This window comes from Streptomyces sp. L2 (genome assembly GCF_004124325.1).
GTDB lineage: Bacteria > Actinomycetota > Actinomycetes > Streptomycetales > Streptomycetaceae > Streptomyces.
The window spans coordinates 166,609-181,052 of sequence record NZ_QBDT01000002.1 but is presented as its reverse complement, the minus strand read 5'-3'; the positions used below and the strand labels follow the sequence as shown (position 1 = coordinate 181,052).

The following is a 14,444-nucleotide window of genomic DNA, read 5'->3' as shown; positions in this document are numbered from 1 at the left end:
CCTTGGCGAACCGCGCCCCATCGTGGGCGAACCAGCCCCGGAGTCCGCACGTCTCCCAGGAGGAACTCATCGCAGGCCCTCGGGGAAGGAACTTCGTTCGTGGAACTGGTCGACCGCGCCGATCAGCTCGCTGAGCTGGAACGTCTGGCCCGCCACGCGCAGGGGGGAACAAGTGGCGTGGTGGTCATCGAGGATTCTTGCGGCTCAGGGAAGACGGCCCTGCTCAGCGCATGGACCAGTCAGGAACGCCTGCGCGGCACGCGGGTTCTGGCTGCCCGCTGTTCCGCCGCCGAGCGAGACTCACCATTCGGCGCGATACGCCAGCTCTTCCAGGGAACTCCGGCGGCCCTCCATGTTCCCGCGCCAAGCCGCGCCGCGGCTCCGCCCTCCACCCTGTTCGAGCCCTTCGAAGCTCTCTGCCAGATGATCCGGGCACTGGGAGAGGACCAAGCGGTGGTCCTCGCCGTAGACGACCTGGATCTGTGCGACGAACAGTCCGCCCAGTGGTTGGGCTATGCCACACGGCGGCTTGACGGCTTGCCCACTCTCCTCGTAGCCACCTCAACCGCGGCCGGGACCGGCACGCCCACTCCTGGCGGCCGATTAGGCAGCGGCCTGGTACTGGACCACCCCCGATCCCACCGCATGGTGCTGCCTGCCCTCACCGCGGACGGCATAGACCGGCTGCTCAGGCGCACTTTCGGGGCACTGCCTCACCCAGGGCCCCCCGGTGCTTGCCTGACCGACGCAGGCTTCTCCGACACCTTGCGGACGGTCACTGGCGGCAACCCGCGGCTGGTGCGCGACCTGCTGAATGCGCTGCGCGGCTCTCAGGCCACTGCCGGAGCCTGGTCGCGGGATGGACTCGCCGCACTGGCGCGGCACTCACGTCTGCGAATGACACATACCCTGGTTCACCGGGAGCCGACGGAGACGGTCCTGTTCGCCCGGGTGGCAGCGGTCCTCGGCGAAGGCGCCGATCCGAACCTGGTGGCCTCCCTGACCGGCTTCGACGAGCGAGCCGCCGCCGTGGCTCTCCAGGACCTCAAGCGCATCGGAGCGGTATCGGCCGACGCTCCCGGCATCGTCTTCAGCGACGCGGCACTGCGGGAAGCGCTGGAGAACGAGGTCAAGCCGGCCGAGCGGTCCGCGCTCCGGATCCGTGCCGCCCGGTCGAGCCATGCCGCGGGCGCCACGAACGAGCAGGTGGCCGGGCATCTGCTGCTCGTCTCGGAGCCGATGGCCGAGTCGTGGGTGATTCCCGCCCTACGCGCCGCCGCGGCAGACGCGCTCCGCCGCTCCGCCCCAGAGGATGCCGTGGCCTACCTGCGTCGCGGGCTGCGCCAACCTGTGTGCGAGGAGGAGCGCGAGCGGCTGCTTTCGGAACTCGGCCGCGGGCTGCTCTACCGCGATCCGGCCGTCGCCTGCCGGTACCTCAGTGAGGCGCTGGCCACCGCCGCGAACCCCGCCCGGCGGGCCCGGCAAGCGGCGTTACTCTCCACCGCTCACCTGCTTTGCGGGAGACTCGGCGCGGCCGTCGACGTGCTGCTGGACACCGGAGCCGGCCTGCGGTCGACGGTCACGGCCGCCGAGGAGACAGGCACCGGTCCGCTCGCGGGCCAGGAGATCGACGCACTGCTCCATGTCCAGTGGACGCTGGCCCGGGCCGCTGGAGCACAGCACCGGCTGCCCGATGCGGGAGATTCCTCGATACAGCCCCTCGTGCGGGCCGCGCCGCAGAGCACGGCGGGCGACGAGGCCCAGCGGCTGGGCGTTCAGGCGCTGCAGGCGACGCTGGCCGGGCAATCCGCCTCGCGTACCCGGACGTTGGCCATCCAGGCCTTCCGCAGCGGCCTGCTGGTTCGCGAAGGCTGTGCCGAGCTCGCGTTCTTCGTGGCACTCGGCTTGGTCTGCACCGATGATCTGGCCGAGGCGGAGCGGATCTTCAACGAGATCGCGAGTGACGCCGGCAGAACCGGTGCGCGCGTCCTGCTGGCTGCGGCCGCGCTCGGACGTTCGATGGTGCACCACCGCCGTGGGCAGATACCGGAGGCGTTGGCAGCCGTGGCTCCGGCGGTGGACGAACTCTTCGAACTGCCGGCCGGCTGTTTCCGCGCGAGTGCCGCCGCGCACATGATCACCGTTTTACTGGACTGCGGCCGGCGTGAGGAAGCGGCTGCCCTCGCAGGTGCCACGGCCGGGATCACTGGTGCCGGCGACATGGACGGCTGGGAAAGTGCCGTACTGAGCCTGGCCGAAGGGCGGCTGAGGGCGGCGTCCGGGGACCCGCAGGGTGCGCTGACACACGTTCTGGAGTGCGGACGCCGGCTGGAGTCGCAGTCGCTGGCGAATCCGGCATTGCTGACGTGGCGGTCCGACGCCGCGCTCCTTCATGCCGCACTCGGCGAGCCGGGGCCGGCCCACCGCCTGGCTGATGAAGAAGTGCGGCTCGCCGAACGCTGGGGCACGCCGCGGGCTGTGGGCCAGGCGTTGTGGGCGCTGGGCGTCGTCACCGGTGGCGAGGCAGGCCGGCGCGCGCTGGCAGCCGCGGTCGCACATCAGGAAGCAGCCGGCGCCCGGCTCGAACTGGCCCGTACTCTGATCGATTACGGGGCGGCGCAGATAGCCGCAGGGGACCTGAGCCAGGGACGGGCCCATTTGCGTCGCGCGGTGGACGTGGCGCATCAGTGCGGAGCGGTGACGTTGGCCGAGCGCGGCTTGGCCGAACTGACCAACTCGGGTGCCCGGCCCCGCGCCATGGGGAGCGACCGCTGGTCCGCTCTCACCTCGGGCGAGCTCCGGGTCGCTCGGCTGGCCGCCTCAGGCGCCCGGAACCGGGAGATCGCGGCACGGCTGCACGTCACCTCGCGTGCCGTGGAGCGCCATCTGACAAGTGCGTACCGCAAACTCGGAGTCTCCGGCCGGGCAGGACTCAAGGACGCCCTCGGTCGCGTTCACGGCTGACGGCCTTGCCCATCGGGTCGGGGACGTCGCGGTCGCCCAGGTACAGGGCGAGCTTCGGCGCTCGCCGCTCTTCCTGCTCCAGGCCGGCCTTATCGCATGCGGGACTCTAATATGTGGCGGTCTCACTGGCCCAGTTGCGCCACTCGCCCCAGTCTGTGTGCGTCTTCGAACGATTCAGGGTGAGGTCTTTTCTTTGCGCCTATTGACGCGTCTATACGTAAACACACCCCCCTTGCCCGTTTAACACCTTCAGCATCCTGATGATGTCATTGTCACGTTCGGCTTTTTGGAGTTCCGGGAGGCAGGACGTCGATGTTCGGAACTCTGAGGATCACGTTCTGAATCCGTTGTTGAGAAGCGCTGCGGCACCTTCGAGCGTCAATATGGTGGCGATTAAGAGTGCGATCCGCATTTTGTGTCGCATTGTTCTCGCTACCGAGCCGCCTTCGCACTGCTCTCCGCGCCGAACCACCACGCTCAGCCGCCGGCTGCCGCCGCGCGCATCGAACGGCTCCCGTCTAGGCCGGGTAGTACGAGAACGCCTGGTCACCTGCACCGGCGGCGGCTGCTCGCCGTTGCGCGCCGAGGTGCTGCCGTCCACACTGTGACGTCCGTCTCCGCGGCGAACGACGTGCCCGCCACCGGTCATTGTTCGGTGACCGAACCAGACCCGACGGGTCAACCACACCATTGTCGCGGCAGCTTGCCCCTGGCATTATCCGCATGGTTTCGTTTCCCTTCACGACACATTACTCCGATTCACTGATTGCTTTTGAAGGGACGCTCATGAGTTCGGCATCGCCGGTTTCACTGACGGCGTACCAGCGGGACATATGGGCTGCAAGCTGGCGCCACCCCGGTACACCCGCATTCAATATCGGCGGCGCTTTACGACTTTCCGGCGAGATCGATTTTCACGCCCTGGAGCAGTCTTGCCGGCGAGCCGTTCGACGTAATGATGCGTTCCTACTCCGCTTCGCAGAGCATGACGGAATTCCCGTCCAGTGGGCCGGAGACGACGTCCCCGAGATACAGGTCATCGATTTTTCCCTGGCAGACGATGCACGAGCCGCCTGTCTGGACTGGATGAAGCGTGCGGCTGTCCGCCCCCTCCCTTTGGACGGCGGACAGCCGTTCGACATCGCACTGCTTCGTGAGAGCGAGTCAGTCGGTTACCTCTTCCTGATGGCGCATCACATCATCGCCGATGGCTGGGGTCTGGATCAGTTCGCGCGGCAGATCATCTCGGACTACGCGCCCGCCGTGCCGACGGAAACCGCCCTGAAAACCGCCCCGCCCTCGTACCTCACGTTCGCCGAAGAGGAAGCGCGGTACCGGGGTTCGCCGCAGTGGTGCCGAGACCGGGACTTCTGCCGGGACATCTTCGCGGACTTCAGTCCCCCGCTCTTTCCCGTGAGGTCGCCGGGCAGCACTTCGAATGGTCACCGACGCAGTGCACGCCACACGTTCACCCTTGAGCGGAAACTCATCGACCGAATCCGCGAACGGAAGCGTTCATCCGTCTTCGCCTTCCTCACGGCCGCAGTCGCGACGTATCTGTCCCGGGTGCACCGATGTGAGGAGGTGGGGCTCGGGGTTCCTTTTCTCAACCGCCACGGCAGAGCGGAGAAGCGAACCGTCGGGAATTTCGCCAGCATGCTTCCGCTCCGTCTGGCCGCACACGGCGAGAGATCCATGCAGGACATGGCCGATCAGGTGGAGGCGGCCGCCTTCATGATGAAGCGCCGTGAGCGGCTGGCTCTCGGCGATCTGCTGCGCACCCTGCCGTCGCACGGCACCGGTCCCAGGCGCCTCTACGACGTCACCCTCTCCTATCTGCGCCTGCCCGCCCCCCAGAGCGCCACCGGGCTTTCGACCGAGACGCTGCCCCTGCCGAACGGCCACGGCCAGGACGCCCTGGCCGTCCATGTCCGCGAGTTCGAAGACGCCGGGGACATACGGATCGACCTCGACTACGCGCTTGATGTCTTCGACGAGGACTTCCCCGTCGAGGCGGCGGCACGGCACATCGAAACGCTGCTCAGGTACGCGGTGGACCAGCCCGAGGAGCCGGTGGCGAACCTGCCGATGATCAGCCCCGAGGAGCACGACGACCTCGTCCGGGCCCGGAACGCGACCGATGCCCCGTACCCGAGTGACACGACGCTGCACAGCCTGTTCGAGGAACAGGCCGGCCGTACACCCGACCGCATCGCCGTCGCCGCCGGCGACTCACACCCGGCGGTGACATACGCCGGCCTCGACGCCCGCGCCAACCACGTCGCCCGGCGGCTGCGGGCCGAAGGAGTACGCCCCGATGACCGGGTGGCCGTGCTGGTGGAACGCGGCCCTGAGCTGCTGGCGGCACTTCTCGGCGTGCTGAAGGCCGGTGGCGCCTATGTACCGGTAGACCCGTCCTATCCCGCGGACCGCATCCGATTCCTGCTGGACGACAGCGGTGCCCGGGCTGTCCTGACCAGCGGCCGGGACGCTCGTGGTGGGGCCGGACCCGCAATGCCGTCCGCGGCTGCCGGGGCGTGCGAGATCATTCTGGACGCGCTCCCGCAGGACCCGGTCGGCCCTCCCGCACAGACAGCGGGACCCCGCAGCCTCGCCTACGTCATCTACACCTCCGGTTCCACCGGACGGCCCAAGGGCGTGATGGTTGAGCACCACTCGGTGCTCAACCGTCTGGCCTGGATGCAGAAACGCTTTCCGCTGGGCGCGGACGACGTGGTGCTGCACAAGACCCCCAGTTCCTTCGACGTCTCCGTATGGGAGCTGTTCTGGTGGGGCATCGCAGGCGCACGCGTGGCTCTGCTCCCCGTGGGCGCGGAGAAGGAGCCACCGGAGATCCTGCGCGCCGTCGCCGAACAGCGCGTCACGGTGGTGCACTTCGTGCCGTCGATGTTCGGCCCCTTCCTCGAACTGCTGGAAAGCGACCGCGCTTTGCCAGCGCGTATCGGGCATCTGCGCACCGTCTTCTGCAGCGGCGAAGCCCTCGGAGCCGATCTCGTCGCACGCTTTCACCGGGTGTTCGCCCGGTCCGGGACATCCGCGCCACGTCTGGTCAATCTCTACGGCCCGACCGAGGCCACGGTCGACGTGTCGTACGCCGACCTCTCACCCCACGCCGGAAATCCCTGCTTCGCTGAACCGGCCGAGGCCCCGCGGAGAGTGCCCATCGGCCGTCCGATCGACAACACGCGGCTGTATGTGCTGGGCCGGCACAACGCTCCCCAGCCCGTCGGCGCACCCGGCGAACTGTGCGTGGCCGGTGCCGGTCTCGCCCGCGGCTACCTGGGACGTCCCGAACTGACCCGCGAGGCATTCGTGGCGGACCCCTTCTTTCCCGGGGAGCGCATGTACCGCACGGGCGACCTCGCGCGGTGGCTGGCCGACGGCACACTGGAGTACCTCGGCCGGATCGACGAGCAGGTGAAGATCCGCGGCAACCGCGTGGAACTCGGTGAGGTGCAGAGCCGGCTGGCCGCCTTCCCCGGAGTGCGCGGCGCGGCGGTCAGCGCTCACACGTCACCCTCACGCGGCGCGTATCTCGTCGGCTACTACGTCGCCGGCGAGGACATCGACCCCGCGTCACTGCGCTCCCATCTCGGCATGATGCTGCCGGAGTTCATGATCCCGGCGCGCTTCGTGCGTATCGACCGGATTCCGCTGACCCCGAACGGCAAGGCCGACCTGCGGGCTCTTCCCGCCCCCTCGCGCGCCAGTTCTCCGCCGGGTCGCGCCAGTTCTCCGGGTGACGAGCCGCGGAACGCGGCCGAGGCGACGCTCGCCGCTGTCTGGCGCGAGGTGCTGGACGTGGACTTTGTGGGAATCCACGACAATTACCATGCGCTCGGCGGGGATTCGATTCTGATGCTCAGGGTCCGCGCGGAGGCGGAAAAACGCGGACTCCGCTTCACGTTGAGCGACATGTTCCGTCGTCCGACCGTCGCCGGGCTGGCCGCACACGCGTCCACGGCCGCCGCCGAGGCGAGCGCGGACGCCGTGCTGAAGCCCTTCGACCTTGTGCACAGGGCGGATCGGGCCGGGCTCGCGGACGCCGAGGACGCGTACCCGGCCACCCGGCTGCAGCTCGGGATGCTGTATCACAGCCGTGCCTTCGAGGGATCGTCCGTCTACCACGACGTGTTCCGCTACGTCCTCCGGCTGCCCTGGGACGAAGCCGCGTTCCGGCGATGCCACGAGCGGCTGCTCGTCCGCCATCCGGTCCTGCGCTCCTCATTCCGCCTGTCCGGGTTCTCCCAGGCACTGCAGGTCGTACACCCACCGGCTCAGGCCGGCGACAGCCTGGAGATCACCGATCTGCGCTCGGCGTCCGCCGAGAAGGCCGAGGCCGACGTCCGGGCACACATCGAACACCGGCGCTACCACCCATACGTGTTCGACCGGCCACCCCTGTGCCTGTTCCGCGTGCACCTCGTGCCATCCGGTGCCGTGGACCTGGTCTTCAGCTTCCATCACGCGCTGCTGGACGGGTGGAGCGTGGCGAATCTGATCGGCGAGCTGCTCCAGGACTATCTGCATGCCATCGGTAAGGACATCGCCCCTGTGCCCGACATGCCCCTCCCTTCGTTCGCGGCCCATGTGCGCGACGAGCGACGCGCTCTTGCTTCCGAGGACAACCGGCGGTTCTGGGACGAGGCGCTTCGTGAGTCGTCGTCCGCGTGCCCGGACGGCTTCCGGCCGCACGAGGCCGCGGGTGACTCCGGTCTTGTCGTACGGCACGTCGCGCTGCCCGAACGGCTCACGGCGGCGGTGCGCAGCTTCGCGCGCGTCCACGAAATGCCGGTGAAGTCCGTGCTGTTGGCGGCCCACTGTCTCACCCTGAGGCTGCTTCAGGGGCCGGGCGAGGTCACCACCGGACTGGTCACTCATGGCCGCCCGGACGAGGCCGGCTCGGAGCGGACCGCAGGACTGTTCCTGAACACGATTCCGGTGCGGCTGGGCGGCAGCGCGCGCAGCTGGCTCGAAACCGTACGTGAGGTGGAGCGCGGCGAGCGCGAGAGCCACCCCTACCGGCGCTATCCGCTCAGTGCGATCCAGCGGGACGGTGATGCCGTACTGCGGACCGCGTTCAACTATGTCAACTTTCATGTCCTCGGAGCGCTCCTGCGTACCGCTTGCCTGCGTGTGGACGGGGTCGAGATCTGGGAGCAGACGAACTTCCCGCTCCTGGTGAACGCCATCACCGATCCCCGCGACGGCCACCTGGAGCTGCGCATCGACGGCGATGGCCGCGTATTCACCTCGTCCCAGGCCGATCTGTTCGGACGCCGCTACGCCGAGATCCTGCGGCGGATCGTGGACCACCCGCACGAGAAGCCGGGCTTCGGCTTCCTCGCGGAGGAAGCCGATGACGTCGTACGCCGGTTCGAGCGCCAGGTCCTGTATACGCCCCGCGCGATCGCCGCCTCCATGGCCGAAGACCGCTGGACGTACGAGGAGCTGGACCGGGCCGCCGACCGGGTGGCACGGCGGCTGCTCTCCATGGGCGCGCCCCCCGGGGCCCGCATCGGGATCGCCATGGACAGATCGCCCGGGATGCTCGCCGTGGTCCTGGGCATCGCCAAGGCGGGCGCCGCCTGCGTTCCCCTGGACGTCAGCTACCCGGAGGACCGGATCGCCGGCATCCTCGCCCGGACCAGGCCGTTCCGTGTCGTCGCGGACGCGGAGCACGCCCACCTGGTGCCCGAGGGCTCGGACGTGGTGTCCACCGAGTCGCTCCTCGCTCCCACGAAGTGCGGCACGAACGCGAGTGAACCCCCGCTGCCGCCCATCCCGCCGGAGAGCATCGCCTACGTGCTCTTCACCTCCGGCTCCACGGGCCGGCCGAAGGGCGTGGCCATGCCGCACCGCGCACTGGCCAACCTCGTCGCATGGCAGAACCGGACACCGAGCGGCGCCGTTGGCGGCACCACGCTTCAGTTCGCACCACTCGGTTTCGACGTCTCGTTCCAGGAGATCTTCTCCACCCTCTGCGGCGGCGGCACCCTCCTCCTGGTCTCCGAGGAACAGCGCCGCACCATGCCCGAGCTGCTGCGCCTACTCGACAGGGAGGGCGTGGACCGGGTCTTCCTCCCCGCTGTCGCCCTGCAGCAATTCGCCGAGGCCGCCACGGCGCTGGGCCTGCGTCCGCGCCGGCTGCGCGTACTGATCTCCTCGGGCGAGCAACTGCGGGTGACGCACGAGATTCGCCGGCTGTGCGCCGCGCTGCCCGGCTGCCTGCTGGAAAACCAGTACGGGCCGACGGAGACCCATGTGGTGACCAGTTTCCCGCTGACGGGGGACCCGGCCGGATTCCCGGACCTCCCGCCGATCGGACGCCCCATCGACGGCGTCGAGGTGCGGGTACTGGACGAGTGGCTGCGTCCGGTTCCCGAGGGCTCGAAGGGCGAGATCTACCTCGGTGGCGCCTGCCTCGCCGAGGGCTACGAAGGAGAACCCGGGCTGACCCGGGAGCGCTTCGTCACTCACCCCAGCGGCACCCGGCTCTACCGGACCGGCGACCTGGCCCGGGTGCTGCCCGGCGGCGCCGTCGTGTGCCTGGAACGGACGGACACCCAGGTGAAGATCCGCGGCTTCCGCGTCGAACCCGGCGAGGTGGAGCTGGCCATCAGGAAGGCGGCCGCGCACCAGTCCGCCCTGCGCGAGGTCGCGGTCACAGCCCGCCGGCCGGAAGGCGCCCCGGCCTTTCTCGCCGCGTTCCTGGTGGGTGGCGAAGCCTCGGTCGATCTCGGCGACATCGTACGGCGGCTGCGGGCCACGCTGCCCGAGTACATGATCCCATCCCGGTTCGCCTGGGTGCCGAGTCTGCCGCTGACCCCGAGTGGCAAGCGGGACGATGCCGCACTGCGCGCTCTGCCGCTGGCGCCGGCCGCGCCGGCCGCCGCGCATGTGCCACCGCGTGACGAGTACGAGAGCGGACTGGCCGAGATGCTGTCCGACCTGCTCCAGATCCCGGCGCCCGGGGTGCACGAGAACTTCTTCCAGCTCGGCGGGACATCGCTGACAGCCATGCGTCTTGTCACGATGATCGAGAAGCGGTACCGGGTCGGTGTCCCGCTGTCCGCCTTCATCGAGACACCCACGGTCGCGGCACTCGCCGGCCGGCTGCGCGAGAAGAAGGCGGTGACGACCTTCGACCCCCTGGTGCCGATGCGGACATCCGGCTCCCGGCCGCCCCTGTTCCTGGTCCATCCCATCGGCGGCAACGTGCTGTGCTACGAGCGGCTGGCGCGCCTGCTTCCGGGGGAACAGCCGGTCTACGCGCTGCAGGCGGCAGGGGCCGAACCGGGAACTCGGCCGCTGAGCGACGTCCCCGCCCTCGCGCGCAGCTATGTGGAAGCCATCCGTGACGTGCGGGCCTCCGGCCCGTACCGGCTGGGTGGATGGTCGTTCGGCGGTTTCGTGGCCTTCGAGATGGCCCGGCAGCTGAAGGCCTCCGGCGAGGTCGTCGATCGCCTCGTGCTACTGGATTCGATCACCCCGGGCACGTACCACGACGTGGCCGAGGAGCAACTGGCCGAGTGGTTCCTGTGGGAACTGCTGTCACTGGACGGCGGCGCCAACACCCCGGCACAGGCGCTGCCGCCGGGGCTGAGCGAGCAGGAACGTTTCGACCACATTCTGCGGCGCGCGCTGGAAGCGGGCGTCCTGCCTCGCGGTGCCTCACCCGGTCGCGTACGTCGTCTCTTCCAGGTGTTCCGGGCCAACTGGCAGGCGTTGATCGACTACCGCCCGGACGTGTGCGATCAGGACCTCACACTGCTGCGCGCGACCGGGCCGCTGCCCAAGGCCCTGGAGCCGGCTCACCAAGCCGTCGGCAGCGCGCACCGCGACCCGGCCAACGGCTGGACGGCGTGGACTCGGGGCCGCGTCGACGTGATCGACGTACCCGGCGACCACCTCCGGCTCATGACGGAACCGTACGTCTCGGTCGTGGCGCGACGCATCGACGAGGTGACCGCGTGAACAGGGCGCAGACTGGCGGGAAGAGAACAACGGCGTCGGGACGCGCGCCCAAGGCGATCATCATCGGTGCGGGCATCGGCGGCCTCACCGCCGCCGTCGCCCTGCGCCGGGCCGGAATCGATGCCGAGGTGTACGAGCGCGCCGGTGACCTTTGGCCGGCCGGGACAGGGCTGTCGCTCATGAGCAACGCGCTCACCGCGCTGCGCTCCATCGGCATCGACCTCGGACTGGAACGGCGCGGTCGATCCATCGAGACCTTCCACTTCCTCGATGCCGGCGGACGCCCGGTCAGGAAGCTGCCTCTGAAGGAGATCGGTGAACGGCTCGGAGCCCCGAGCGTCAACATCCACCGGGCCGACCTGCAGCAGGCGCTCCTTGAGAAACTCGGCGACAGATCCGTACGGCTCGGTGCCTCCGCGGTCGACTTCAGACCCACCGCTGACGGCGTCCGCGTGCGGTTCACGGACGGCTACGAGGCACACGGCGACGTGCTGATCGGCGCCGATGGCTTGCGCTCCGTGGTGCGCCGGCAACTGACCGGCCCCGAGGAGCCACGCGAACACGGGTATGTCTGCTGGCTGGCGACGACACCCTTCTCGCATCCCCGGTTCACCGCGGGCTGCGTACGCCACTACTGGGGTTCCGGCCGACGCTTCGGACTCGTCGACATCGGGCATGGCAGAGCCTATTGGTGGGGCACGAAGAACATGCCTCCCTCGGCCGCGCGCGGGTGGAACGGCGGGAAGGACGAGGTCGCCCGGGCCTTCACCGGCTGGGCGGACGAGGTGCAGGAGGCGATCCGGATCACGCCGGAGGAGGCGATCGTCAGCGTGCCGGCTCAGGACCGGCCCTTTCTCGAACGCTGGGGCGAAGGTCCCGTCACGCTCCTCGGAGACGCGGCTCACCCCATGCTGACCAGCCTCGGTCAAGGGGCGGGCACCGCGGTGGAGGACGCGGTCGTCCTGGCTCGCAGCCTCGCCGGATCGGCCTGCCCCCGACAGGGCCTGCGTACCTACGAGTCCCTGCGCCGGGACCGGGCACGGCGCATGGTGCGCCTCTCTCACAGGCTGAGCGTGATCGAGCAGTACGAACGTCCGCTGCCGTGCATGCTGCGCGGGGCGTATCTGCGCTGGACTCCGGCGCCTGTCCTCTACCGTCAGAACCTGTCCTTGCTGACCTTCGCTCCCACGTGATGAAAGCCCGATCCGGGGCCGCGTGTCAGGTGCCGGGCTTGCGGCCGTACACGTAGACGTCGTCGCCGTTGTGCAGCAGCGACCAGTACTTCTTGGCCGTGGTCCGGGTCATGTTGACGCAGCCGCGGGAGCCCGGCGGGCTCCACATGCTGAGGCCGACCGAGTGGAACGCCTCACCGCCGTCGAAGAACTGGCTGTAGGGCATGGGCACGTTGTAGAGGGTCGAGACGTGGTCGATGTGGCGCCAGTAGATCTTCTTCAGGCCGGTCCGGGTCTCGTAGCCGTTGCGGCCGGTGCGCACCGGCACCGGGCCGTAGACGAGCTTCTTGCCGTCCTGGATCCAGCTGAGCTGGAGCGTGAGGTTCACGCAGGCGATCCGGCCCTTGTTCACCGGGCACTTGCCGGCCTTGTTGGGGTTCTTCCCGACCGCCTTCTGCTTGTTCATGAGGTCCATCACACCCCAGGTGACCGGACCCGCGTAGCCGATGTTCGGGGTGATGCCGTGCTTGGTCTGAAAGGCGCGGATGGCCTTGCAGTCGGTGCTGGACTGCCGGCCGTCGACCGGGCGGCCGAGGAACTTCTCCACCTTCTTCTGGTACGGCCCCGCCTTCGTCGTGCAGCTCGCGGCCTGCGCGGGCGCGGCGCCCAGTGCGAGTGTGAGCGGCGCCAGTAACCCTGCCACTCCAAGCATGACAGCACTTCTCTTAAGCGTGTCCCCCATGGCTCAGTTCGCCTTTCGCCTGCGCCGGTCGCACCAACTGCGACCTCTGCCTACGGGGCCCGGTGCCCCTGTATTCCCGTTGTCACAACAGTCCATATCATGACATAACACGAATATTCAGGATTCCGCCGGGACAACCTTGCCGGCCATCGCCTCACTGGAACCCAGCCGCCGGCGGGCGAAGCGGAAGACACCCCTGAGCAACTGCATCACCACGACCGTGAGCCCGGCGACCGGCAGAATCAGCAACAGGATCTGGACTGCGGAGGCCCCTGCCATCACATAGTCACCGGAAGCCGCGGCATTCACGACGAGGACCTGGATCTGCTGCCAGTCGACCTGAATGAGCCGAGGCAGTTGCATGACCACGTAGCCCAGTTGCAGGGCGAGCGCCGGAACGACGCACACCACCCACACCGTCACGACCGCCTGGGGCCAGCGCTTGAGGGCCTGCAGACGTTCGTCCCGGGGCTTGCGGAAGAGCACGCTCCGGATGATGGGACCGATGTACTTGAAGAGGTCCGGGATACCCACCAGATCAGCGATGATGTAGTAGCCGTCGAACCGGAGCGTGGGCAAAAGCTGCTGGAAGATCTCGAGATTGACCGAGAGGATCGCCACCAGCAACGGTGAGAAGCCAGTCGTCAGATACGCCAGGACCAGAAGGTTGGCAAAGACCGCGTTGAAGTAGACACCGCCCAGGTCGGCGCGCAGACGACCGCCGCGTCCCAGCCGGTAGGAGTTGGTGATGTCGGTGTAGAAGGCCGGCCACACCAGGTAAACGCCGCACCCCATGCTTCCCGGTCGGACCCCGCCGTACCGGCACGCCGAGGCGTGCCCCATCTCATGGAAGACACAGGAGACAACGGCGAGGAAGACGACCAGCAGAAAGCTGGTCGGAGCGAAGAGGACAGCCTGCAGCGCACCCGCTGTGTCCTGCATCCAGAACCAGACTTCGCCGGCGAAGAACGCCGGGACGGCCAGGAGAGCCACTACCGGCCGATGCAGCCACGCGAACAGGCCGGCCAGGAACCACGTCACTTCCTCCGAGAGAACCGCCATGCGGAACCGGAAGGCGAGGAACGGGTCGGCCTTGGCGACGGGCGGGGGCGGTGAGCCGTCGCAATAGGTGGTGATCCCGAGGGGTGCCAGTTTCTGGTCAACGAGAAAGGTCACATGGTCGGCGGTGTACAGCCGTCCGGTTTCCTCGCTGAGCGCGGCGGCGATATGAGCCACGGTGGGACCGCCGCCTCCGGGCCGTTCGCCGTCAGGGGCGGAGTGACGGTCAAGCAACTTGGCGACGGTGTACAACAGCCCGGGAAGCCGTACGAGTTGCCCATCAGAACGGGCGACCAACTGGGGCGGCTCCCGGTAGCCGGAGCCCTCGAACTCGCCTACCAGTTCGGTGCCCTCGGCCAAAGTGGGGCGCGCATCGCCGCTGCTCCCGGACGGCCGCGCTGATACGGAGGGGGCGCCCGTGCCGGTGGGTGTCACTGACGGTTGGCCCATGGAGCTCTCCAGAGTGAGGGGGAGACGAGGCGTCATCCGGCCTGCCGTAGACGAGTGCT

The 14,444-nt window shown here is 68.7% G+C and carries 5 protein-coding genes; 3 read left to right on the top strand and 2 right to left on the bottom strand.

The annotated features are described in order from the left end of the window. Positions 1-99: 99 nt before the first annotated feature. From DBP14_RS35455 to DBP14_RS35445, 3 genes are all read left to right on the top strand, one after another. Positions 100-2,964: an AAA family ATPase gene (locus tag DBP14_RS35455; protein ID WP_129312348.1), complete on the top strand. Its 2,865-nt coding sequence runs from the start codon at positions 100-102 to the stop codon at positions 2,962-2,964. A 723-nt stretch (positions 2,965-3,687) separates the two neighbouring features. Beyond that, positions 3,688-10,962, top strand: coding sequence for a non-ribosomal peptide synthetase (locus DBP14_RS35450; RefSeq protein WP_241741388.1), 7,275 nt, complete (start codon positions 3,688-3,690; stop codon positions 10,960-10,962). Continuing rightward, complete coding sequence (locus DBP14_RS35445; protein ID WP_129312347.1) at positions 10,959-12,155, top strand: FAD-dependent monooxygenase; 1,197 nt, start codon at positions 10,959-10,961, stop codon at positions 12,153-12,155. The genes DBP14_RS35450 and DBP14_RS35445 overlap by 4 nt, the downstream gene beginning before the upstream one ends. Before the next feature lie 25 nt (positions 12,156-12,180). Here DBP14_RS35445 and DBP14_RS35440 read toward each other — a convergent pair whose 3' ends face one another. Beyond that, positions 12,181-12,876 carry a L,D-transpeptidase family protein gene (locus tag DBP14_RS35440; RefSeq protein WP_129312346.1) on the bottom strand — a complete coding sequence of 232 codons (696 nt, stop codon included), beginning with the start codon at positions 12,874-12,876 and terminating at the stop codon, positions 12,181-12,183. A gap of 117 nt (positions 12,877-12,993) precedes the next feature. Beyond that, positions 12,994-14,385, bottom strand: a complete 1,392-nt coding sequence (locus tag DBP14_RS35435) for a hypothetical protein (RefSeq protein WP_129312345.1) — start codon at positions 14,383-14,385, stop codon at positions 12,994-12,996. Positions 14,386-14,444: the final 59 nt, after the last annotated feature.

What these genes read in the sequence shown, in the direction of transcription:
- DBP14_RS35450 (WP_241741388.1), top strand. Translation starts at nt 3,688, where the DNA reads ATGGTTTCGTTTCCCTTCACGACACATTACTCCGATTCACTGATTGCT.
- DBP14_RS35440 (WP_129312346.1), bottom strand. Translation starts at nt 12,876, where the DNA reads ATGGGGGACACGCTTAAGAGAAGTGCTGTCATGCTTGGAGTGGCAGGG.
- DBP14_RS35435 (WP_129312345.1), bottom strand. Translation starts at nt 14,385, where the DNA reads ATGGGCCAACCGTCAGTGACACCCACCGGCACGGGCGCCCCCTCCGTA.